This is a genomic window from uncultured Halopseudomonas sp., assembly GCF_963977355.1.
Classification (GTDB): Bacteria; Pseudomonadota; Gammaproteobacteria; order Pseudomonadales; family Pseudomonadaceae; genus Halopseudomonas.
Window position 1 is genome coordinate 122,787 of the sequence record NZ_CAXBOV010000003.1, and the last position, 23,417, is coordinate 146,203.

General features: G+C 57.3%; 24 protein-coding genes. 3 read left to right on the forward strand and 21 right to left on the reverse strand.

Annotation, left to right across the window (positions count from 1 at the left end):
• Window positions 1–29: 29 nt before the first annotated feature.
• The 11 genes from AAC076_RS02350 to AAC076_RS02400 all read right to left on the reverse strand — a co-directional run bounded on the left by AAC076_RS02350 (window position 30) and on the right by AAC076_RS02400 (window position 8,954).
• Window positions 30–1,016, reverse strand: a complete 987-nt coding sequence (locus AAC076_RS02350; RefSeq protein WP_339842755.1) for a DNA polymerase III subunit delta' — start codon at window positions 1,014–1,016, stop codon at window positions 30–32.
• Window positions 1,009–1,641: a dTMP kinase gene (gene tmk / locus AAC076_RS02355; protein ID WP_339842756.1), complete on the reverse strand. Its 633-nt coding sequence runs from the start codon at window positions 1,639–1,641 to the stop codon at window positions 1,009–1,011. Before tmk ends, AAC076_RS02350 begins: the two co-directional genes overlap by 8 nt.
• Window positions 1,638–2,699: an endolytic transglycosylase MltG gene (gene mltG / locus AAC076_RS02360; protein WP_339842805.1), complete on the reverse strand. Its 1,062-nt coding sequence runs from the start codon at window positions 2,697–2,699 to the stop codon at window positions 1,638–1,640. The genes tmk and mltG overlap by 4 nt, the downstream gene beginning before the upstream one ends.
• A gap of 5 nt (window positions 2,700–2,704) precedes the next feature.
• Complete coding sequence (gene pabC, locus AAC076_RS02365) at window positions 2,705–3,547, reverse strand: aminodeoxychorismate lyase (RefSeq protein ID WP_339842757.1); 843 nt, start codon at window positions 3,545–3,547, stop codon at window positions 2,705–2,707.
• Window positions 3,547–4,785: a beta-ketoacyl-ACP synthase II gene (gene fabF, locus AAC076_RS02370; RefSeq protein WP_339842758.1), complete on the reverse strand. Its 1,239-nt coding sequence runs from the start codon at window positions 4,783–4,785 to the stop codon at window positions 3,547–3,549. The genes pabC and fabF overlap by 1 nt, the downstream gene beginning before the upstream one ends.
• Window positions 4,786–4,987: 202 nt before the next feature.
• Window positions 4,988–5,224 carry an acyl carrier protein gene (acpP, locus tag AAC076_RS02375; RefSeq protein WP_092385036.1) on the reverse strand — a complete coding sequence of 79 codons (237 nt, stop codon included), beginning with the start codon at window positions 5,222–5,224 and terminating at the stop codon, window positions 4,988–4,990.
• 184 nt (window positions 5,225–5,408) lie between these two features.
• Window positions 5,409–6,152: a 3-oxoacyl-ACP reductase FabG gene (gene fabG, locus AAC076_RS02380; RefSeq protein ID WP_339842759.1), complete on the reverse strand. Its 744-nt coding sequence runs from the start codon at window positions 6,150–6,152 to the stop codon at window positions 5,409–5,411.
• Between the two features lie 2 nt (window positions 6,153–6,154).
• Window positions 6,155–7,102, reverse strand: a complete 948-nt coding sequence (gene fabD, locus AAC076_RS02385) for an ACP S-malonyltransferase (RefSeq protein WP_339842760.1) — start codon at window positions 7,100–7,102, stop codon at window positions 6,155–6,157.
• Between the two features lie 85 nt (window positions 7,103–7,187).
• Complete coding sequence (gene plsX, locus AAC076_RS02390; protein WP_339842761.1) at window positions 7,188–8,225, reverse strand: phosphate acyltransferase PlsX; 1,038 nt, start codon at window positions 8,223–8,225, stop codon at window positions 7,188–7,190.
• Between the two features lie 3 nt (window positions 8,226–8,228).
• Window positions 8,229–8,411: a 50S ribosomal protein L32 gene (gene rpmF / locus AAC076_RS02395; RefSeq protein WP_150276786.1), complete on the reverse strand. Its 183-nt coding sequence runs from the start codon at window positions 8,409–8,411 to the stop codon at window positions 8,229–8,231.
• A 21-nt stretch (window positions 8,412–8,432) separates the two neighbouring features.
• A complete protein-coding gene (locus tag AAC076_RS02400; RefSeq protein WP_339842762.1) occupies window positions 8,433–8,954 on the reverse strand; it encodes a YceD family protein in 522 nt (173 codons plus the stop codon).
• A gap of 116 nt (window positions 8,955–9,070) precedes the next feature.
• Here AAC076_RS02400 and AAC076_RS02405 point away from each other — a divergent pair, with 116 nt between their 5' ends.
• The gene (locus AAC076_RS02405; protein WP_339842764.1) at window positions 9,071–9,649 is read left to right on the forward strand and encodes a Maf family nucleotide pyrophosphatase; all 579 of its coding nucleotides are present in this window, start codon (window positions 9,071–9,073) and stop codon (window positions 9,647–9,649) included.
• Between the two features lie 6 nt (window positions 9,650–9,655).
• Here AAC076_RS02405 and AAC076_RS02410 read toward each other — a convergent pair whose 3' ends face one another.
• From AAC076_RS02410 to rluC, 3 genes are read right to left on the reverse strand one after another with little or no spacing between them, the layout of a single operon-like run.
• A complete protein-coding gene (locus tag AAC076_RS02410) occupies window positions 9,656–10,624 on the reverse strand; it encodes a S49 family peptidase (protein ID WP_339842765.1) in 969 nt (322 codons plus the stop codon).
• 46 nt (window positions 10,625–10,670) lie between these two features.
• Entirely contained in the window at window positions 10,671–11,339 is a 669-nt protein-coding gene (locus AAC076_RS02415; protein WP_339842766.1) for an HAD-IA family hydrolase, read from the reverse strand.
• Window positions 11,332–12,291: a 23S rRNA pseudouridine(955/2504/2580) synthase RluC gene (gene rluC, locus AAC076_RS02420; RefSeq protein ID WP_339842767.1), complete on the reverse strand. Its 960-nt coding sequence runs from the start codon at window positions 12,289–12,291 to the stop codon at window positions 11,332–11,334. The genes AAC076_RS02415 and rluC overlap by 8 nt, the downstream gene beginning before the upstream one ends.
• Window positions 12,292–12,968: 677 nt before the next feature.
• Here rluC and rne point away from each other — a divergent pair.
• Window positions 12,969–16,238, forward strand: a complete 3,270-nt coding sequence (gene rne / locus AAC076_RS02425; RefSeq protein WP_339842768.1) for a ribonuclease E — start codon at window positions 12,969–12,971, stop codon at window positions 16,236–16,238.
• A gap of 76 nt (window positions 16,239–16,314) precedes the next feature.
• Here rne and murB read toward each other — a convergent pair whose 3' ends face one another.
• The 7 genes from murB to AAC076_RS02460 all read right to left on the reverse strand — a co-directional run bounded on the left by murB (window position 16,315) and on the right by AAC076_RS02460 (window position 22,857).
• Window positions 16,315–17,334 (reverse strand): UDP-N-acetylmuramate dehydrogenase, encoded by a 1,020-nt coding sequence (gene murB, locus AAC076_RS02430; RefSeq protein ID WP_339842769.1) that lies wholly within the window; start codon window positions 17,332–17,334, stop codon window positions 16,315–16,317.
• Window positions 17,334–18,092, reverse strand: a complete 759-nt coding sequence (gene kdsB, locus AAC076_RS02435) for a 3-deoxy-manno-octulosonate cytidylyltransferase (protein ID WP_339842770.1) — start codon at window positions 18,090–18,092, stop codon at window positions 17,334–17,336. The genes murB and kdsB overlap by 1 nt, the downstream gene beginning before the upstream one ends.
• Before the next feature lie 2 nt (window positions 18,093–18,094).
• Window positions 18,095–18,280, reverse strand: a complete 186-nt coding sequence (locus AAC076_RS02440) for a Trm112 family protein (protein WP_339842771.1) — start codon at window positions 18,278–18,280, stop codon at window positions 18,095–18,097.
• A gap of 49 nt (window positions 18,281–18,329) precedes the next feature.
• Entirely contained in the window at window positions 18,330–19,322 is a 993-nt protein-coding gene (lpxK, locus tag AAC076_RS02445; protein WP_339842806.1) for a tetraacyldisaccharide 4'-kinase, read from the reverse strand.
• Window positions 19,323–19,345: 23 nt separating this feature from the next.
• Window positions 19,346–19,780 (reverse strand): biopolymer transporter ExbD, encoded by a 435-nt coding sequence (locus tag AAC076_RS02450; RefSeq protein WP_339842772.1) that lies wholly within the window; start codon window positions 19,778–19,780, stop codon window positions 19,346–19,348.
• Window positions 19,777–20,463, reverse strand: coding sequence for a MotA/TolQ/ExbB proton channel family protein (locus AAC076_RS02455; protein WP_339842774.1), 687 nt, complete (start codon window positions 20,461–20,463; stop codon window positions 19,777–19,779). Before AAC076_RS02455 ends, AAC076_RS02450 begins: the two co-directional genes overlap by 4 nt.
• Window positions 20,464–20,529: 66 nt before the next feature.
• Entirely contained in the window at window positions 20,530–22,857 is a 2,328-nt protein-coding gene (locus tag AAC076_RS02460) for a DNA internalization-related competence protein ComEC/Rec2 (RefSeq protein WP_339842775.1), read from the reverse strand.
• Between the two features lie 32 nt (window positions 22,858–22,889).
• Between AAC076_RS02460 and AAC076_RS02465 the strand changes: the two genes are divergently transcribed.
• Window positions 22,890–23,414, forward strand: coding sequence for a DUF2062 domain-containing protein (locus AAC076_RS02465; protein WP_339842776.1), 525 nt, complete (start codon window positions 22,890–22,892; stop codon window positions 23,412–23,414).
• Window positions 23,415–23,417: the final 3 nt, after the last annotated feature.

Below are 23,417 nucleotides of genomic sequence, written 5' to 3' on the forward strand. Positions count from 1 at the left end.
TATTCATCCTGATCAATTGTGTTTGCAGATTAACGCTTTTTCAGCAACTGTTTCCACTCTAGCAACAAGGTCTCGAGAAACAATCCCCTGTTGAGGTTCGCCTTGCCCAGCGTCATCGACCGATGCGCGAGCAACCAGTCCTGCCATTGCATCAACTGTTGCGCGTGAACGTGTTTGGCCATGTAGCCAAGCACCACATCCATATCACTATTCTCGGCTTGAGCAATCGCGCCCGTTTGCAGTTTGAGTAAATCCAGCGTCCAGCTGCAGAACCAGTCAATCAACAACTCGAGGGGGATTTTCGACCAGCTTTCAGCTACCTGACTGGGAGATTGCTTGTCCTTGAGCAACGCCTTGATGTTCTCAACCACACCCAAGCGCAGCTGTACCGCATCCATTTCGTACAGAGAAGCGGCACGCAATGGCGCACCGGCGGCCATCTGCAAGAGTATCAACCGCTGATTTTCATTGAGCTCGGGCACGGTTTCAGCCAGCCAGGCGAGCGCCGAAGCCTGCGCTGGCGTAGGGAGTCGTTGTGCGCGGCAACGACTGCGTACTGTTGGTAACAGGCGCCCTGGCTGATCCGTGACCAATAGTAAATAGGTCGCTGCAGTCGGTTCTTCGAGGGATTTAAGCAAAGCATTAGCCGCATTTTGATTCATCGCCTCAGCAGGATGCAGAACGATCACCTTGCTGCCTCCCTGCTGCGACGTCTGGCCCATGAAGTCGACCAGTTGCCTGATGGCATCAACACGGATTGCTTTACCCTCCTCCTCCGGCGTGATCAATAACAGATCGGGATGAGTGCCTGCTTCGCGCAGCAGACAACTGCGACACCGTCCACAGGCCATGCCCTGAGCAGGTTTGTCACATAGCAGAAAAGCGGCGAACGCATTGGCGAAGCGCCGCTTGCCCACGCCCGGCAAACCACTAAACAGGTAGGCGTGTGCGTGCTCTTGCTGTTCGGTCAGTTGAGACCAGACCTCCTGATGCCAAGGAAAGGCAACCTCAGACATGCCACCGCTCCAGAACCTGCGCAATCAAAGGCCGCATTGCCTCTGCAACGTCATCGAGCGTGCCGCTGGAATCGATTACCCGGTAGCGGCCCGGGTCCGCGGCGGCGCGGTCGAGATAGGTCTGACGAACCGACTCGAAAAAAGCCGTCTGCTCCACTTCAAAACGATCCAGCTCACTGCGCGCACGGGCCCGCCGCATGCCGATTTCCACCGGCACATCGAAAACGATAGTCAGATCGGGGCGCAATGAACCCTGAACCCAGTCCTCAAGCGCGGCGATCCGCTGCGTAGCGATCCCGCGGCCGCCACCCTGATAGGCGTAGGTGGCATCCGTGAAACGGTCACTGATTACTACCTGTCCTTGTTCGAGGGCTGGACGGATGAGACGATCGAGGTGCTGAGCACGTGCAGCAAACATCAACAGCAGCTCCGCATCCGAGCACATGACCTCATCGTGGTGGCTGAGCAATACCCCACGGATTTTCTCCGCAATCGGTGTACCACCAGGCTCACGGGTTAACAGCGGATCACAGCCGGCTTCGCGAAGCGCCGCGGCGAAGAACTGCAGGTTTGTCGACTTGCCTGCGCCTTCAGGCCCCTCGAAAGTGATAAACAATCCGCTCATTGCGAGCCCTCTCCCGTGCCGCCAGGGCTGGAGCGATAGCTCTCGGCCCGCTGACGAATCTGGTATTGCTGCACAGCTCGATTATGCTCGCGCAGGGAGTCGGAGAACACATGGCTGCCATCCCCACGAGCGACAAAATACAGGCTGGTTCCGGACTTTGGATTAACAGCTGCTTGCAAAGCTTCGCGGCCCGGCATGGCAATAGGTGTCGGCGGTAGACCGTCTATTGTGTAGGTGTTGTAGGCAGTCGGCCGGCGCAAATCACTGCGACGGATATTGCCCTGGTAGGCATCGCCCATGCCGTAAATAACCGTAGGGTCAGTCTGCAGTCGCATGCCGATGCGCAGCCTGCGGGTAAACACACCAGCAATTTCGCCGCGCTCCTGTGGCACACCCGTTTCACGCTCGATGATAGAGGCAAGTATCAAAGCCTCGTATGGCGTCTTCACCGGCAGATCGTCAGCACGCGACTGCCACACATCAGCCAGTACCTCTTCCATGCGCTGGAACGACCTGAGCAGGATGTCGCGATCGCTCATGCCGAAGGTGTACTGGTAGGTGTCAGGAAAAAAACGCCCTTCCGGGTGTATCCCCTCCAGATCCAGTGCCGCCATGACCTCTTTGTTACTGGCCTCTGCGTCCAGTGACTGCTGAAGTCGGTCCGCCTTTGCCAGTTGCTCGCGTACCTGCCGGAAATTCCAGCCTTCGACCAGTGTCACGCTGCGGCGCACAACCTCCCCTGCATCCAGCCTGCGCAAAAGCTCCGCTGCCGACATACCGGGCTCGAGTTGATATTCACCCACCTGCAGTACTGAGTCCGGCATCTGCCACTGCCAGTAACGACGCAGCCACTGAGCCCGGTCGATGACACCATCTCGCTCAAGGTTTGCGAGAACCCCTGCCGGAGTACTGCCCGGCGCCACATCCAGGCTGGTAGGCTCATCCACACGGACAGGCTGCTCCAGCACATCCTCGAGGGTTAGGTATCCCCACAAACCTATCGCAGAAAAAGAAACAACTGACATAACAATAACTAAACGAATAAAACGCAGAATCAACTTCACTATATCACCTGTTCTGCCAGGCGTTGTGCCTGGCGTGTTCGGGGTCCAATCGGCCAGCTCGCATTCTTCAGACCGATGACCGGCCACACACCGAAAAGGCTATTACAGCAGAACACCTCAGTGCTCTCCATCAAGGTCGAAAGGTCGACTGTCATGACTTCAACCGGATCATCGATCTGGCCCAACTGATCAATCAGATAGTCGCGCATGATCCCCTGCACTCCGCACCCGGACACATCCGGCGTTACCCAGCGTCCTTCATGGAGCATGAAGATATTACTCATGGTGCACTCGATCACATTCCCGGAGGTGTCGCGCACCATGCCTTCGGCATAGGTAGTATCAGACCATTCACTGCGGGCTAGCACCTGCTCTAACCGATTAAGGTGCTTGATTCCGGCGAGCAGAGGCTGGATCGCCATACGTGTCTGGCACTCAAACAATCTGACTCCGTTGCGGGCATTATCAACAGGGTAATCAACGGGCGGCAAGCTCTGGCAGATTCTCGTGGGCTGTACCGGGGAAGGAATGCCGTAGCCCCGCTTGCCAAGCCCTCGAGTCAGAATCATCTTGAGCACGCCGTTATGCAACTGCGCGGCTGCCATATTAAGCTCTGTGACGATTTCAGTCAGGTCGGCTTCCATTTTCAACGCAGCAATACCACGACGCAAACGAGCAAGATGATACTCGAGCAGCGCAATGCGACCCTCGGCAACGCGCATGGTTTCGAACAAGCCGTCACCGTAGGCCAGCCCCCGGTCCAGCACTGAAAGCTCGCTTAGCTGCTGGCCGTTAACCAGACACTGCGGTGATTGCACGCTGTCCAGACCGGAGTCCGTCATCAGAGACGACGGAACACCAGACTGCCGTTGGTGCCACCAAAGCCAAACGAATTGGACACCACAACGTCAAGCGAGCGTTGCTGGGCTTGGTGGGCGACATAATCCAGATCGCACCCTTCATCGGGATTGTCGAGGTTGATGGTAGGCGGCGCCACCTGATCGCGCAGGGCCAGGATACTGAAAATCGCCTCGACCGCACCGGCTGCGCCAAGCAAATGGCCAGTCATGGATTTGGTCGAGCTGATAGCCAATGCCTGAGAATGGTCACCAAACACCGTCTTCACCGCACGCGTCTCGGCCAGATCGCCGGCGGAGGTGGAGGTACCATGGGCATTGATATAACCGACTGCTGAGGGGTCCACACCGGCATCACGCAGGGCGTTGGTCATGCACTTGGCCCCGCCGCGTCCATCCTCTGGTGGAGCAGTCATGTGATAAGCATCGCCACTCATGCCAAAACCGATGAGTTCCGCATAGATATTAGCGCCGCGTGCCTTGGCATGCTCGTACTCCTCGAGTACCAGCGCGCCGGAGCCATCAGACAACACGAATCCGTCACGATCGCGATCCCATGGCCGGCTAGCCGAAGTGGGATCATCGTTACGCGTCGATAACGCCCGAGCGGCGCTGAAGCCCCCCAGACCCAGACCACTGGTGGCCATCTCTGACCCGCCAGCGATCATCACATCCGCCTCACCGTAAGCAATGTTGCGCGCAGCCATGCCGATGCTGTGGGTACCCGTGGTGCAGGCTGTGGTCAGGGCATAATTAGGACCCTGCAGACCGAACTGTATGGAGAAGTAGCCTGCCACCATGTTGATAATAGAGCCGGGCACAAAAAAAGGTGAAATGCGCCGCGGACCGCTGGCCAGCAATAATTCGTGATTCTTCTCGATATTGGTCAGACCGCCGATCCCCGAGCCCATGGAAACGCCGATCCGGTCACGATTGTCGTCGGTGACTTCTACGCCCGAGTCAGTAAGTGCCTGCATACAGGCAGCGATACCGTACTGAATGAACAGATCGAGCTTGCGCGCCTCCTTGGGCGCCATGTACGGCTCGATGTCAAAATCGCGGATCGATCCACCAAAGCGCGTGCCAAAAGCACTCACGTCCATATGCTCGATAGGTCCGATACCGCTTTTGCCCGCCAGGGCTGCCTGCCAACTGCTGTCCACCGTGTTGCCCAAAGGGGTCAACATGCCAAGGCCGGTTACCACGACGCGTCTGCGCGACACAGGATGCTCCTTATTCAACTCTCAGGGATGACGAGACAAAACATAATCTCGCGGCAATCGGACAGCATTGTCCGCATAAAGGGCGCCCTCGGCAATAACAGCAGCCGAAGTAAACAGCAGCTCAACGTGAAATAGATGCAAAAAAGCCGCAGTTCAAAGTAAGAACTACGGCTTTTCTGTATTCAGTCAGCAGACTTTGTGATTACTTCTGGTGAGCATTCACGTAGTCGATGGCTTCCTGAACGGTAGTGATTTTCTCGGCATCTTCATCCGGGATCTCGGTCTCGAACTCTTCCTCGAGAGCCATGACCAGCTCAACGGTATCAAGCGAGTCAGCGCCAAGGTCTTCAACAAAAGAAGCGCTGTTGGTCACTTCTTCTTCTTTGACGCCGAGCTGCTCGGCAACGATTTTCTTGACGCGTTCTTCGATGGTACTCATACCTTGTTCTCACTCCTGGTTGCAGTTCCGGAAAGCCGGACTGCGCGTAGTTTATAGAAACAATTTACGATATTTCAAGCATGAATCGTTTCTATCTCAAAGAGGTCAGGGCCATCAGACCCTCACCGCGTAAAAACTGTTCCGGTCTGGTGGGCGCAAAGGCCCATGCCAGAAGGGTTACATCTTAGCTCATAAACATGCCGCCGTTCACCGGAATTACCGCACCGGTAATGTAACCGGCCGACTCACCAGTCAGAAATTCGACTACTGCAGCGATTTCTTCAGCCTGACCAAGCCTTCCTAACGGAATCTGATCGAGCATCGCAGAGCGCTGGCCCTCATTCAAGGCCTTGGTCATGTCGGTGTCAATGAAGCCCGGCGCAACGGCATTAACCGTAATCGAGCGTGAGCCAACCTCACGCGCCAGAGCCCGGGTAAAACCTTCCATGCCCGCCTTGGATGCAGCGTAGTTGGATTGACCCGCATTGCCCATGCCTGCCACTACGGAACTTATGTTAATGATACGCCCCCAACGGGCCTTGGTCATACCCCGCAATACCGCCTTTGACAGTCGAAAGACCGATCCAAGATTGGTTCCGACGACGTCATCCCACTCATCGTCTTTCATACGCATTAGCAGATTATCGCTGGTGATACCTGCATTATTAACCAGAATAGCCGGTGCTGCGAACTCTTTGCCGATACGATCCAGCACATCGGAAACGGACTGCGGATCGCGTACATCCAGCTTCATACCAGTGCCCTGGTAGCCTGCGGCCTGAAGTTTCTCAGCAATCGCGCTTGCGCCGGAATCAGTGGTTGCCGTGCCGACAACGATCGCTCCCTTGGCGGCAAGGGCGTGAGCTATTGCCTGTCCGATACCCCGGCTCGCACCGGTAACCAGTGCCACTTTCCCTTCAATACTCATATTCAGGCTCCTTGCGTTAATGTGTTGCTGGCAGCGGTAAAACCTTCTACCGAATCAAGATTATGGGTGCTGATTCCCTTGACGCAGCGCTTGTTCAAGCCTGACAGAACACGTCCTGGCCCACACTCAACAAGATCAGTCACACCCTGGGCAGCCATCCATTCAATGCTTTCTACCCACCGCACCGGATTATAAAGTTGCTCGACCAGTTGCTGACGGAGGCTTTGCAGATCAGCGGCCGGCTGCGCCGATACGTTCTGTACCAGCGTAACGCGCGGCTCCTGCCAACTCAGGGAATCAAGATCTTTGCTCAACTGCTCAGCGGCGGGCTTCATCAGAGCGCAGTGCGAGGGCACGCTGACCGGCAGCGCAATAGCACGCTTGGCCCCGGCTGCCTTGCATTGTTCGATGGCGCGCTCAACTGCGCTGGCCTGGCCGGCGATGACTACCTGGCCCGGCGCATTGAAATTGACCGCGCTGACCACTTCTCCCTGCGCTGCCTGCGCACAGATATCGACAATCTGACCATCTTCCAAGCCCAGAATGGCAGCCATACCACCCTGCCCCTCCGGCACAGCCTGCTGCATCAATTGACCACGGCGCTCGACCAGCCGCAACGCGTCGGCAAAGCTGATCACCTCAGCCGCTACCAGGGCAGAATACTCACCCAGGCTATGACCAGCCACGTACGCCGGACGGACCGAGCTGGTTGAGCACCACAGACGCCAAAGTGCGATGGACGCAGCAAGAATCGCTGGCTGAGTACGATCGGTGCGATTCAAATCTGCTTCCGGCCCTTCCTGACAGAGCGCCCAAAGGTCATAACCCAGCGCCTCGGAGGCTTCGGCGAAGGTTTCGGTGATCAGGCTGTGCTCCTGAGCAAGCGGGCCAAGCATGCCAATCGCCTGGGAGCCCTGGCCGGGAAAAACAAATGCAAGGGTTTGAGACATTCCATCATCCTCATTTATTGTCATATTCGCTGTTTGCCATCAGCAATTGTTGTTTGGATGGCAGCGGACTGGCGCGGGTCACAGATTACTGCGCCTGGGTGTCACGGGAGCCAGCCGGTCGCATTCCCAGCCGATGCGCGATGCGCTGCGGAAGATTGCTTCGACCAGCCTGCGCTGCCCGGTCAATGGCCGCCGAAAAGGCATCTTCATTGGCGCCTCCATGGCTTTTGACGACCACACCCTTCAGACCCAACAGACTTGCGCCATTGTAGCAGCCAGGATCGTGTCGCCGGATCATTGGCCGCAAGGCAAAGTGCAACAGGGGTGACAGACAACGCAAAACCAGGTTGGCTCTCAGCGCCGTTCGGAGCTCGGCTTGCATGTAGCTCGCTAACCCCTCACTGGCCTTGAGTACCACGTTACCGACAAAACCATCACAGACCACCACGTCCGCGTCCCCCCGAAACAGGCCATCACCTTCCACATGACCGATATAATTCAGTGTCTCATGCTGGCGAAGCAATTCACTGGCCTCGCGCACCCGCTGACTGCCCTTGTTGACTTCTTTGCCGATGTTCAACAAACCAATGCGCGGATCACTCAGCCCGGAAAGCTCACGGGCAGCTTCGGCTCCCATCACGGCAAACTGGACGAGCTGCAGTGCCGAGCAATCCACGTTGGCACCCAGATCCAGCAAATAGCAGGTTTTACCTGCTACCGGGAGCGCCGCCATGATAGCCGGCCGCTCTATTTTATCGAGTGTACCGAGGATGGAGCGTGACAGGACCATTAGCGCCCCGGTATTACCGGCACTAAGACAGGCATCGGCATGTCCATCGCGTACCTGCTGAATGGCCACACGCATGGATGCATCCGGCTTACCGCGCAGAACGCTGGCCGGCGGATCGTCAGCAAGAATGATTTGAGTCGTGGGAATGCATCGTATGCGTCCGGACGGAAGCTGATGCTTGTTACAGAGGTGTTCAATCTGCTTGGCGTCACCAACCAGAAGTACCTGCAGATCGGGTATCTGCCGGAGACTGTGGGCTACCGCAGGGATAATGCAACGGGGACCGAAGTCCCCGCCCATCACATCAATCGCTAAGCGGATTGACGTGGACAAGACTTACTCTTCGCTATCCTTGTTGACTACCTGACGGCCACGGTAGAAGCCATCTGGGGTCACATGGTGACGGAGGTGAGTCTCGCCGGTGGTGCTATCCACAGACAGGGCTGCTGAAGACAGCGCGTCGTGTGAACGGCGCATGCCGCGTGCTGAACGAGACTTTTTGTTCTGCTGTACTGCCATGGCGATAAGCTCCTAAGCTTTTCAGGTATCACGTTTTAACGATGCCAGCACACTGAAGGGGTTAGGCTTTTCAGCCGGTTCTTCAACGTCCACCGGGTCGGGGGTATAGCCCGGCGGATGCTCGCATGTTTCCATTGGATGCATTGGAACTGGTGGCAAAGCCAGTAACAGTTCGTCCTCGATCAGCGCGTGCAGATCCAGGGGTTCATCATCCACAATAACCGGTTCGTAGTGCTTCGGCAGATTTTTGGCTGCTTCGTCACTTTCGACAAAACCCACGTCACACTGACTATCGAGCGGTACCACGACCTGCTCAAGACAACGCTGACAGATCAACGCTACCTCGGCCTGGTAGTGCCCGTGCAGAGTAGCAATACCCTGCTCGTCCCGTGCGAAAGCGAGCTTGACCTGAACGTCCCCTGCGGGGGCGTCCAACAGCGCGCTCAACCTGGGCATCTTGACGGTAGCCACCGTTCCTTCAAGAACGATTTCACGGTCAACCAGCTTGCGCGGCTCTATGTGTGCGGGTATGGGTCCAGACATAAGCGCGCAATTCTAGGCATCATGCACCTTGCTGTCAAAACTATTTGCAGATTTATGCAAGACCCAGCAGCACAGGTTAGGATAGCGGCCCCTTTTACCTCCGCAGGAGCCACATCATGTTGCCACTGGTACTCGCTTCGGGTTCGCCCTATCGCCGCGAACTGCTCGGACGCCTGGGCCAGCCCTTCGAGTGGTCCGCGCCCGATATAGATGAGACCCCATTTGCTGGCGAGAGTGCCACCGATCTGTCGCAGCGACTGGCGCTAGCCAAGGCACAAGCCCTGGAAAAATCCTGGCCCGCACACCTGATTATCGGCTCAGATCAAGTTCTGCTACTTGAGGGCTCTCCAGTAAGCAAGCCGGGCAACTACGATGCCGCGTATAAACAGTTAAACAACTGCAGCGGCAAGACCGTACGGTTTTTCACTGCCCTGTGTCTGCTCAATACATCCACCGGCAAACACCAGATATCGACAGAGCCTTACGATGTGACTTTCCGCGAACTTACCCAGGATCAGATTGAGCGCTACTTGCGCCGCGAGCAGCCATATGACTGCGCCGGCAGCTTCAAGATGGAGGGGCTGGGCATCACACTCTTTCATGCATTGCGCGGTGAAGATCCCAACAGCCTGATCGGTTTGCCACTGATCAGACTGTGCGACATGCTGGCGGCGGCGGGGCTGACCCTCCCCTGAGCATTATTATCGAAGCAATGGCGCGCTCAGACCAAGATGGGTGGACAGAGTATTACCCATACTGGCGCCGATCTGCCGCGCAAATCGCTCAATTGGAGACTCTCGATTAGTAAAATCGACCAATTCCTCGACCCCCACAACGTCACGCGCTACCTGTGAAGCGCTGCCGTAACCATCGATCAAACCCAGATCCAGAGCCTGCTCGCCCGACCAGATAAGACCACTGAACATATCGGGATGCTCTTTGAGACGATCGCCACGCCCAGCCTTGACCTGATCAATGAACTGTTGATGGACGGTACCTAGCACACCCTGCCAGAACTCGATTTCCTCTGGCTTCTCGGGCTGGAACGGGTCAAGGAACGTCTTGTGCTTACCGGAGGCATAAATGCGGCGCTCGACGCCCAGCTTGTCGAGCGTCTCAACGAAACCGAATCCAGCGGCGGTTACACCTATCGATCCGACCAGGCTCGCCTTGTCTGCATAAATCTTGTCAGCTGCGGCGGCGATATAATAAGCCCCTGAAGCCCCCAGATCGGTGATAACAGCATATAAGGGAGTATCCGGATACAGACCGCGGAGCCGCACAATCTCATCGTATACATATCCGGACTGCACCGGACTTCCCCCCGGACTATTAATTCGTAACACAATCCCGCGGGTATTTTCGTCCTCGAAGGCCTCGCGAAGGCTCGTAATCAGATTGTCGGCGCTAGCTTCCTGCTGATCGGCGATTGGCCCGCGCAACTCAATAACGGCGGTATGCGGCTGCATGGAGGTTGCACCCTCCATCGACAACAGGGGTGAAAACAACGCGATGGCGCCAAACAGATAGATGAATACCAGCAGCTTGAAGAATATTCCCCAGCGCCGCGTCCTGCGCTGCTCCTGGACCGACGCCAGCATGGTGCGCTCGATCAGCTCCCAGGCCTTGCCATCATTCGCGCCGGCCTGAGCCTGATCGCGGTTGAGCATGGGACCCTCGGTCCATTTATCCTGAGACATCATCTACCCTCTGCTGCTAAATAGCCTGTGAACCGGGCATGACCAACCCCGGAAATTCAGTAAACGCATCAATACAATGCTCGGGACGGCTTTGCAACAGGTGCTCCCTGGATTGCGCCCCGTAGCTCGCAGCAACAGCCCGCACCCTCGCGCCATGTGCCATGCGTATATCAAATTCACTGTCGCCTAGCATCAGCGCGCAACTGGCTGGCGTTTCCAGACGATTGAGAATCTCTTCCAGCATGCGTGGATGCGGCTTGCTAAGGGTTTCATCAGCGCAGCGAGTCATATCGAAGAAACCGGTCAAACCGTGGGCAGACAGAACCCGATCAAGCCCGCGGCGACTCTTGCCGGTCGCCACTGCCATCTTGAAACCGGCAGAACGAAAGTTATCCAGGGCTTCAATCACACCTGGGAACAGTTGGGCGGGCTGCTGCTCCAAGGCGATATAATGTTCGCTGTATTCCTGGCGCAACTTTTCCGCCAACCAGGGCTCGTCCAGACCGGGAAACAGAATAGCAATGGCCTCGGGCAGGCCCAAGCCTATTATATCGCGCACCGCCCTTTCAGAAGGAACGTCAAGACCGGTCCGCTTCGCGGCGCCCACCATGGACTCAACAATGCGACTGATGGAATCACATAGCGTCCCATCCCAATCAAATATCAGCGTTTTGAGTTCAGGCATTGGTTAACCTGCGCAGCGTGTCATCCCACATGCGACCTGGCTCGGCCTTTACGTCCAGCTGCGTACCATCTGGCAACTCAACGTGCAACGACGCCGCATGCAGAAAGAGCCGTTTTCCACCCAGCTCTTTTATCTGCTGGGAGAACTCATCGCTACCGTATTTCGGATCTCCGGCAATCACGTGACCAGCATGCCGGGCGTGAACGCGGATCTGGTGAGTACGCCCGGTAATCGGACGCGCTTCCACCAGCGTAGCGAAGTCGCCAAAGCGCTGGAGCACGCTGAACTCGGTCAAGGATTCCTTACCTTCGGCATTCACCTCGACCATCCGCTCGCCGGAACGCAGATTATTTTTTTGCAACGGCGCATGCACCTTCCGCGTGGTTGCTGGCCAATGGCCGCGCACCAACGCAAGGTAGCATTTACGCACACCATCGCCGCGCAACGCGGCGTGCAGATGCCGAAGCATGCTGCGCTTTTTGGCAATCATCAGGCATCCAGAGGTATCGCGGTCAAGTCGGTGTACCAACTCCATCTGGGGTACATCGGGACGCAACTGACGCATCGCCTCGATAACACCGAAATTGAGACCACTGCCACCGTGCACGGCAAGACCCGCAGGCTTGTTGATCACAATAAGCCCCTTGTCTTCATAGAGGATATTCTGCTCGAGTGCCTGCAGAATGCCTTGCCCGACCAGCACCGGCTCGTTCGGTTCTGGCAACCGCACTGGTGGTATCCGCACGCTATCGCCGGCCTGGAGACGATAGTCTGGCTTGACCCTTCCTTTATTGACGCGCACTTCTCCCTTGCGCAGGATTCGATAGACCAGCGTACGGGGCGCACCCTTGAGACGAGTGATCAGATAGTTGTCGATGCGCTGCCCGGCCAGGTCTTCGGCAATCAGGTCAAACTGGACGGGAGGAGCGGCAGGAGATGTACTTTCATTCATTCGCGCATGATACATTTTTTCTTGCAATTGAAGCACTTAAAAAATGCTGTTATATTCGCTGAAGCTGCGTAACAGGCAGCCGGGGAAACAGCAGGCGCATCATCATCGCGCAGCCCCCAGAAACAACGACATTTGGGGCTATGCCAGGCGTTTATCAAACAGTAGGCCGGCAAGTTCCATTGATCGACACGCTGGTTGCCAGGTGGCAGCCAGAATATAAACCCGCTCCCGATAAAGCGATGAGCGGCACCCGATCAAGATGGGTAAGTGTCAGGTGGAGATGCACAGCTTCAGGATCATGTGACGAGCGCTGACAGTTGCCCAGCAATATGTCCCCGTTCCCAGTCCGGCTGATTCCTCCCTAAGGCAGTTTTTGAACAGGCCACGTGCTGACACGGTCAGCAGAGACCTGAAATGCATTCCCGGCGTATTTTGTAGTTGCATCGGTTTGCGTACAGCGCTGTTGTGGCATGGTCACGCAGGCTTTTTCAAAGACTTCCAGAAACGGTTTATCTGTACTCGCCGTAACAGACAGTATTGCCCTGCCCCGTGGTAGCGCATGAAATCTGAACAAGGGCAAGGTTGGCCCAAGCAGAAACACCCCTGACACCTGTCATACGAGTCGCAGGTGCCGTCATTGTGTGATCCGGGCAGCACTGGAAACACAACGGTACTTCATGAAAAGAATGCTGATCAACGCAACTCAACCCGAAGAGTTGCGAGTCGCCCTGGTAGATGGCCAACGCCTGTACGATCTGGATATAGAATCCGGAGCACGCGAACAGAAAAAAGCCAACATCTATAAAGGCAAGATCACCCGTGTAGAACCCAGCCTTGAAGCTGCGTTCGTAGATTTCGGCTCTGACCGCCACGGCTTCTTGCCGCTGAAGGAAATTTCCCGCGAGTACTTCTCGAAGCAGCCCGAGGGCCGCGTCAACATCAAGGAAGTCCTGCGCGAAGGCCAGGAAGTCATCGTCCAGGTCGACAAGGAAGAGCGCGGAAACAAAGGCGCGGCTCTGACCACCTTTATCAGTCTCGCAGGTCGCTACCTGGTATTGATGCCCAACAACCCCCGCGCCGGTGGCATTTCCCGCCGCATCGAGGGTGAAGAGCGCAACGACCTGCGTGAAGCTATCAATAGCCTGAACGTTCCAGCAGATATGGGTATGATCGTGCGCACCGCTGGCCTTGGCCGCAGTGCGGAAGAGCTGCAATGGGATCTGGATTACCTGTTGCAACTCTGGGGTGCCATCAAGGGCGCCTCGGACGAGCGCCCTTCCCCATTCCTGATCTATCAGGAAAGCAACGTCATCATTCGTGCCATCCGCGATTATCTGCGCCAGGATATCGGCGAAGTGCTGATCGACAGTGATACCGTCAAGGAAGAAGCACTTAACTTCATCAGCCAGGTGATGCCGCAGTACGCCAGCAAGGTGAAGCTGTACGAGGATACCGTACCGCTGTTCAACCGCTTCCAGATCGAAAGCCAGATTGAAACCGCCTTCGAGCGTGAAGTGAAGCTGCCTTCCGGCGGATCCATCGTGATCGACCATACCGAAGCACTGGTCTCCATCGACATCAACTCCTCGCGCGCCACCAAAGGTGCCGATATCGAGGAGACTGCCCTGCAGACCAACCTGGAAGCGGCTGAAGAGATTGCTCGCCAGTTGCGCCTGCGTGACATCGGCGGCCTGATCGTTATCGACTTCATCGACATGTCACCGGCCAAGAATCAGCGCGCTGTTGAAGAACGCGTCAAGGAAAGTCTGGAAGCGGACCGCGCCCGTGTACAGGTTGGCCGGATTTCACGTTTCGGTCTGCTGGAAATGTCCCGTCAACGTCTGCGCCCATCCCTGGGTGAGACCAGCGGTATTGTCTGCCCACGCTGTAATGGCCGCGGCACAATCCGCGACGTAGAGTCCCTGTCGCTGTCAGTCCTGCGTCTGATCGAAGAAGAAGCCCTGAAAGAACGTACTGCGGAAGTGCGCGCACACGTGCCCATTGCCGTTGCTACCTTCCTGCTCAACGAGAAGCGCGAAGCGCTGGCAAAGACTGAGGAGCGCACCAAAGTACGCCTTCTGATTCTGCCTAGTGAACACATGGAAACGCCGCATTTCGACGTTCAGCGTCTGCGTGATGACCATGAAGCCGTTCTCAATGGCGAAACCAGCTACACCATGAGTAGCGACATCGTCGCCGAAGAGCCCACTCCCGTCAGCCAGACCAAGGCTATCGTGCGTCAGGAAGCGGCAGTCAAGACGCTTGCGCCCTCTCGCCCAGCCCCGACGCCTGCCGCAGCAGCTCCCGTGGCCGCCACCAAGGCGATTCATGATGCACAACCGGGCCTGTTCAAGGGTCTGATCAAATCTCTGGTTAGCCTCTTTGCCTCTGAAGATGAGCCCGCTCGTGAAGAGCCAGCCAAATCAACAGAACGATCTGCCAGCAAGCCTGCCCAGCGTGATAACAAACGCGGTGGCGATGAGCGCCGTGGCGGTCGTGGTCGGCGCCCCCGTACCGAACGTAGTGATCGGCCCGAGCGTAGTGAACGCCCTGAACGCGGCGAGCGTCCAGAGCGCAACGAGCGTAAGGCACCAGCGGCACGCACCGAGGCGGCACCCCAGTCGGAGAAGCGTGAAGCACCAGCTGTAACTGAAACCAAATCGGGCGAGACACCTACCCGTCGCCGCCGTCGCGGTACGCCGGAAACGCCGACCGAGGCCAAGCAGGCAGTGCAGGAGCAGCAGAGCCCAGAACTGAACCAGGCTCATTCCGAGGCGCCCGCGGAGCGTCGTTCGCGTCGCATCGAGGAAAAACCGTCCGAGGACCAGACCACTGCTGACGATCAGACAGACCTGCAAACCACCGATGAGACAGGCGATAATGATCGTCCGAAACGTCGTTCGCGTAACAGCCAGCGTCGCCGGAACAATCGTCGCAGTCGCGTCAATCAGGATGAAACTACAGCCGGTTCCGAAGGCGCTCAGGATGGTGAACAGTCAACATCCAACGAGTCGTCGACCAACGAGCAAAGCCAACCTGTAGCAGATAGCGCAGTCGCATTGGCCGCTACCGCTGCCGCGTCGGTTGCTCGCACGGAAGACACCGCGATTGAGCCACAACAGGAACAACGTGGCAGCTTGAGCGATGTAACCGATCCTGTAGAGGCCGGTTTGAAGCAGGCCGCCACTGATCTGGAGTCCTCTATCGAGGATGCGGTCCAGGCGTTCAGCCAATCGCAACCCAAAGCAGCAGATGCGAACGCAACTGAGGAGCAAGCCACTCCTGCTCCTGTCGAGGCTCCTGCTCCTGTCGAGCAAGTGCCGGAGATGAAAGCATCAACGTCAGAGCCTGACGTAGCAACGGTTGAACCAGTCGTTGAGACGCCGGTCGAGCCTGCAGTACAAATCAGTGCCTCTGCGGTCGAAGCAACTCAACAGGAACCCGAGGTACGGGTACACGCGGAGCCGGTTGCGCCTTCACCCGCTCTGGAGGAGACAATTGCGGCTAAGACTGAAATCAAGCCCGAGCCGGAAAAACCTGCGGAGCCTGTGAATCCGCCAACAGAAAGTGGACGTGCCTATAACGATCCTCGGGAAATTCGCCGCCGCCAGCAGGAAGCCAAGCGTTTGGCTGAACAGCAGGCTGCAAGCGAAGAAACAGAAGCGGTAACACCGGTTCAGGACGTCACTCCCCTGCCTGATCAACCGGCACCTGTGGTAGATCCGGTCGCTCAATTGCCGGTAGTCGAGGAGCAATCAACGTCAGCTGAGCAAACCGAGGTACCGCAGCCCGAGCAGGAGCAGGAGCGTGCAGCCAATCCGGAACAGGCTGACCTGCTGCCCATCGATACGGTCGAGTCGCCCGCTACAGCAGATGCGACAGGTGATGAAGATCACCCAGAGACCCATGATCTGCGCCAGCAGCAGGAAGAAAAGCCCAAGCCCTGATACGGCAAAGGCAATGTAAAAAGGGGATGCTTAATGCATCCCCTTTTTTTATCTTGGCTTTAACAGACTAGACCCTTCAACCCAGCCGCTGCGGCTCCATTTCCAGTTCCAGACCAAACCGGTTATGAACATCCTCACTGATGCGTCTGGCCAGCGAGAGTATATCTTCGCCCCGCGCACCACCGTGATTTACCAGCACCAGCGCCTGCAGGGCATGTACACCCACACTGCCATCACGAACTCCCTTCCAACCGGACTGGTCAATCAACCACCCGGCAGCAACCTTGTATCGGCCGTCTGGCTGCGGATAGTGCGGTATGCCGGGATAGGAGGCCTGGAGGATGCCAAGTTGTTCCGAAGTCACCAGAGGATTCTTGAAAAAACTACCCGCATTGCCTAGTACCGCCGGGTCCGGCAATTTCGACTGGCGAATCTGACAGACCAGCCTGGCAACCACCCGCGGATCTGGCCGCTGCAGACAGGTTGCCTGCCAGGCCGAATCAAGGGGGGCATAATCGACGCGGATCTGGCCATGACGGCGTAACTTGAGCCGGACCCGCAAAATCACATAGCGTCCGGGCATCTGTTTGAACACGGACTCGCGATAGGCGAACTGGCATGCCGCTCGATCAAATTGTCGAATCTTGCCGGTCACCCGGTCCAGGGCGTCCAGACTGTGAAAGGTATCCTGTAGTTCAACGCCATAGGCGCCAATATTCTGGACCGGGGCGGCGCCCAGGGTACCCGGAATAAGAGACAGATTTTCCAGTCCGTACAGCCCCAGATCCAGCGTCCAGTTAACCAGGTCATGCCAGTTTTCACCGGCCTCTCCCTCTATCAGTACGGCATCTGTGTCACGCCGCAAGACTCGCCGACCGCGACTGCGCATGACCACGACCAAACCAGCCAGGTATCCGGTAATCACCACGTTACTTCCGCCGCCCAGCACAGTAACAGGCCAGCCGTGCTGTCTGGCCTCAGTCAGTGCACCGATGAGCTCCCGGTCGCTGCCGATCTCCAGCAGATACTCCGCACGCTCGGTAATACCAAGGGAGTTGTATGCACACAGGTCAGCCTGCTGTTGCACGGCGAGCATCAGGATCCAGCCAGCATCGCGCGTACTCGCTCCAGATCGTCCTGGGTGTCAATACCTGGCGCCGGGGCTTCACAGGCATCAGCCACCTGAATCCGGCAACCAAACCAGAGAGCGCGCAATTGCTCCAGGGACTCTGCCGTTTCCAGAGGACTCGCTGGCCACTGAACATAATCATGCAGAAAGCCAACCTTGTAGGCATACAGACCGATATGGCGACGGAACGTCATTCCCTGCGGGATACTGCGTGGCTCGGATGCAAAGGTATCCCGGGACCACGGAATCGGTGCGCGACTGAAATACAGGGCGAAACCCTGCTGGTCGGTCACCAGCTTGACCACATTGGGATTGAATACCGATTCAATATCCGTCAACGGCTCGGCGAGGGTAGCCATACTCGCCTGTGGATGCGCGAGCAGATTTGCCGCTACCTGATCGATCAGGCTGGGTGGAATCATCGGCTCGTCGCCCTGCACGTTAACCACACAATCACCAGCATCAAGTCCCATCAATGTCACTACTTCCTGCAACCGGTCAGTGCCAGAGGGATGATCGGCGCGGGTCAGCACAACGCTGGCACCAAAATGACGACAGGCCTCGGCAATGCGCTCATCATCCGTGGCGACGGTCACGCTCAGAGCCTGGCTTTTACCTGCCTGCTCCCATACGCGCTGAATCATTGTCTTGCCACCAATATCAAGCAGCGGCTTGCCTGGCAGGCGGGTGGAAGCATAGCGGGCCGGAATGATGACGTGGAACATATTCAGGTATCCAACCGCTCGTCTGCATCCAGGGCGCGGGCCTCAACTTCCAGCATGACGGGGATGCCATCGCGAACCGGATAGGCAAGACCATCGACGCGACACCACAACTCGGTCTTGTCGGCATTCTGTACCAGCGGGCCCTTGCAGATCGGGCAGGCCAGGATATCAAGCAGCTTGGGATCCATCGAACAACTCCTGAAAAAATGAATAAAAAAGGACGAACACCCGGGCCAATCAGGCCGGAGGCGGACTGAAACTGGCTATTCGCTGCTCCAACTGGCTGACAAAGGCATCACTCATGGTCGCCTCGACGCACAGATACCACCAGTTGGGTCGAGCAAAGCCACTGCATTTGATTGCATCCTTTTCGGTCATGATCAATGGCCTGTGCGGATCGCAATCGGCAAAACTTGCTGCGGAGTAATGTGCATGGTCGGAAAAGACATGACGCTCTAACTCAAAGGATAGCTGCTCAAGACCGATAAAAAAACGCTCTGGATTACCGATCCCGGCCACCGCTGACACCTGTCTGCTACCCTGCCAGTTTTCAGGCTCTATGCGCTCACCAGAAAGCAAATTGACAAGGGCAACAGGCTTGAGCCGCATTCCATAGTCCGTCGCGCTATCGGAAACCGCGCCATTGCGTACAACAAAGTCTACCGATTCCACCCTGCTGGCTGGCTCGCGCAACGGACCTTCGGGGAGGCATCGCCCGTTGCCCAATCCCCGCGCATCATCAACCAGGAGTATCTCGAGCTCACGGCCGAGTCGGTAATGCTGAAGTCCATCGTCACTGATAATGATGTCGACATCTGCACTGGCCAGCAGGTGCCGGGCTGCCTGCGGGCGATCCGGATCAATGACCACGGGTACCTGACAACGCCTGGCGATCAATAATGGTTCATCGCCTACCGTCACAGCATCGTCACTGCCTGGGTCAAGCAGCCAGGGAATTGATTGGGGCGAAGCACCGTAACCACGACTGATCAGGCCCGGGCGCATACCTTGAGCCTTGAGATGATCAAGCAGCCAGATACACATGGGCGTCTTGCCGGTACCGCCCAGGGTGATATTACCTACTACGATCAGAGGTACCGGAGACTGCCATACGCGCGATGCGTCTTGTATGTATGATGCACGGCGTCTGCTCACAACAAGACTGTAAAGCGCAGACAGGGGTCGCAGAGCTGTCAGCCATCGTTGCCGGCCATACCAGGCACGGAGCATGAACTGCTCTAGGGAAAATCCCTTCACTGCCCGTCGCCCGCCTCCGCCTGGGTAGTCGTCAGCCTGAGCCGAGTAAAGCCCAGCTGACCTGCGGCATCCATCGCCATGATCACCGATTGGTGCGGCGTCTGCGCATCGGCGGTAATAATCAACGGCAATGAAAGATCGCCTGCTGATTCGCGCTCGAGCGCTGTCTTGAGCGTATCAAAGCCCGGAGCAATCAATGCCTTGTCGTTGATCGCGATATCCCCGCTGGCCGATATGGTCATTTCGATCTGCTGCTGGTCACGGTTTTCCACTTGCTCGCCGGACACCGCTTCCGGAAGATCCAGCTTGAGCTGGGTCTCGCGCGTAAAGGTGGTTGAAACCATAAAGAAGATCAGCAGCAGAAACACTACGTCGATCAGGGGAGTGAGATTGACACTGGCCTCTTCCTGTCTCTGGCGCCTGAAATTCACGTCCTGGCTCCCTTGCGAGTGCTACCAACGCGTGAGACTGGCTCCTTGCCTGCAGGCGCTGCAGTCGGCGCTTCCACTTCACGATTACCCTGCAGAACCTCTACCAGTTTGGTGGCCTCCTGCTCCATGGCCACGACCAGCTCATCCACCCGACGCACAAAGAAACGATGGAAGAACAATGCCGGAATCGCGACAGTCAGGCCAGCGGCAGTGGTTATCAACGCCTTGGAAATGCCACCAGCCAGCACCCCGGTATTACCGGTTCCCTGGATCATGATCGCGCTGAAGACGTCGATCATGCCGATCACTGTGCCGAGCAAACCTAGAAGAGGCGTAATGGCCGCGACCGTGCCGAGGGTATTGAGATACCGCTCGAGCTCATGAATGACCTTGCCAGCGGCTTCCTGAATGCTCTCCTTCATGATCTCCCGACCATGCTTGGAATTGTTCAGGCCTGCAGCCATGATTTCGCCCAGGGGCGAATCGCTACGCAGGGTTTTCAGACGTTCGGGATCCAGCTTGCCCTCGCGCACCCATTGCCAGACCTGACCCAATAACGCTGGGGGCGCCACACGGGCGCTACGCAGTGCCCAGAGACGCTCTATCACGATGGCAGCAGCAATAACCGAAGACAAGATAATCGGCAGCATCAGCCAGCCGCCCGCACTGATCAGTTCCCACACAAGCGATCCCTCCCCAAAAATTCAGCATACTTTAGCACAGGGCCAGCCACTCCCCGTGCGCTCTTGTTATTCATGCCAGAAGCGCTTGGCGCTGTCTCGCCAGTTCCAGTCACGGTGGCCGCCGTGTTGTTTGTCAAAGACGAAACGAACGGCACCGGCGCGGCTAGTATAAACAGGTTCGACAGCCAATTCCCGGTAGCGCGCCACAACATTTGGATGCGGGTGGTTGAAACGATTACTGTGGCCCGCACTGAAGACCACCCATCGGGGCTCCACCGCTCGAATCAAGGCGTAGGAAGAGGAGGTTCTGCTTCCATGGTGAGGAGCCAACAGCAGCTCCGCAGACAGGTCATGGGCCAGCATCTGGTACTCACCGCGAATGCCGACGTCGCCAGTCAGCAATACTCCACTACTGCCCGTCGTCACACGCAGCACGCAGGACCGTTCGTTGGCCGGTGCGGGCGCCGGAGCACTGTAGACAATCTCGAAGTCCACCGCATTCCAACTCCAGCTTTCCCCTGGGCGACACGCGGCAGCATCGAGCTGGGGGCTCTGGTCCTCGATCTGTCCGGCGACCACGCGGTCCACGGATAAAAGACGCACAATCGCCGGTGCTCCACCCGCATGATCGTTATCAGCGTGACTGACCAAAAGTGTATCCAGGCCGGTTACTCCCAGGTTTGTGAGAGCCGGATGCACCACGGCTTCACCCAGATCAAAACCACTGGAGAAGCGCGCCCCGGCATCGTAGAGAAGTGCGTGCTGTCGGGTCTGCACCAGCACCGACAATCCCTGCCCCACGTCCAGCACAGTTACCCAGAACTCACCCTCTTCCGGCCTTGGCTGCGGCTCTGCAAGTAGCACCGGCAAGCATGCCAGAGCGGGCACCCAAAGCAATCGCGACAGCGGACTCAGCAAGGCCAGAACCCCAGTCACTCCCAACACCCAGTTGATCCAGCCCGGGAACGCCAGATAGGTGGGTACATGCCAGCCGGACGCCCATTGCAGCGCAAGAAACAACCCATCGAGCGCCTCGGCAGCAAACCAGAGGAGCCAGGGAACCCCGAGGGTCAGCTCCAGTAGCGTACCCAGTAACGCAGAAGGCACCACCAGCAGACTGACAAAGGGAATCGCCAGGATGTTTACCCAGGGCGCAATCAGACTGCCCGGCATGCCCCACAACAGCAACCATGGCCAGAGTCCGATAAAAATAACCCATTGCGCACGACCCCAGCGCCACCAGAGTCCGCTCTGCCTAAGTCTGCCGGCCATCCCGAAAATAAGCAGACCGACGGCCATGAACGATAACCAGAACCCGGCCAGCAACGGCGCGGCAGGATCGGCCATCACAACCAGACACAGGGCAAGCAACCAGAAGAGCCAGGGCCCAGGCTGTCGATAGAGCAGCCGCGCCAGCAAGACCATGCTCACCATCAGCAAGGCACGCTGCGTGGGCACGGCAAAGCCGGCAAGCGCGGCATAGATTGCAGCAGCCAGGATGGCCAGCGGAGCCGCCATCCAGATACGCGGAAAAGACAAATGCAGCAGCCCCAGTCGACCTGCGAGTGTGACCAGAGCAAATATCCCAGCGGCGAACAGACCCACATGCAGGCCGGAGATTACCATCAGGTGGCTGGTACCCGTCGCCTGCAGTATCAGCCAATCATCCCGACTGAGCACGCTGCGGTCGCCGACAATCAGAGCCAGAAGCCGCTCGGTACTGGAAGTCGGCCCCAGGGCATGCAATATCCGATCACGTACAAACGTGCGCGTGCCATCAACACCACCATGGCGCAGGCCGTCCAGACGCTGACCGCTACGGATACTCGCCAGGGCACCAATACCCTGGGCGTATAACCAGGCTTCATAATCAAAGGCGCCGGGATTGGACATGCCCCGGGGGCGACGCACACGGGCCTCGAATCGCCAGTATTCACCTTGCAGCACGGGCTCGCCTGCATACCAGTGAACACGCATGAAAGGCAGGGATTCACCTGTATCGACTATCAGCGCGTCTTGCAGCTGGAATCGCCAACCAGTGGCAGTAGCTTCAGGCAGCCCGGCAACATGCCCTTCGATTGAGAGTACTTGTTGATCAAGCTCGATGGGGAGCCGCTCATGCAGTACAAGATGATGAGCCAGTAGCGCCCAGACCATTCCACTCAGGCCGGCCGCCAACAGGCGGCCACTGGGCCCGACGAGCAAGATCAGGGGAATGAGTAGGGCCAACACCCCAGTGACCAGTAGCGACGGCAACTGCTCCAGCATCAGGGGACTGATCAGCCCCAGGAAAAATCCTGTCAGGACGACCCTGGGTTGAGGGCGGCGAAATACATCCACTGTACGGCCTTCCTTTGCAGCCAGGCAGTAGTCTGCGCCTGACATTCCATGCATAATTGAGTGACATTTCCCTGGCTACCCTAGTAATGCCACGCCGGTTCCTGAAACGCTACATGCCCAGTCCCGAACGCATAAAGGAAAGCAAATCGCTTCGCTTTATGGGCAGCATGCTGCACGATCCAAACCTATGGCACCTCAACCGTCATAGCGTTGCGCGGGCAATGGCCATCGGACTGTTCGTGTCGATGCTACCCCTCCCAATGCAAATGCTGCTCTCGGCCTTTATAGCGGTGCCGGCGCGCGCCAACCTGCCCATATCGGTAGGCCTGGTATGGCTGACCAACCCGGTCACCATGCCAATGATTCTTTTCGCAGAGTACAAGATTGGCACCATGTTGCTGGGCGCACCTGAGCGCAGCATGCCCATGGAACTGTCGATGACCTGGTTGGCCAGCGAAATCCACCACATATGGCAGCCGCTGCTTCTCGGTTCCGTTCTTCTGGGGATCGTTTTCGCGGTAGCGGGCTATGCCGCTACCATGTTGTATTGGCGAATATGGGTGGGGCGCAACTGGCAGAAGCGCAAAATGCGACGTCGTCGTCAGAACTGATGG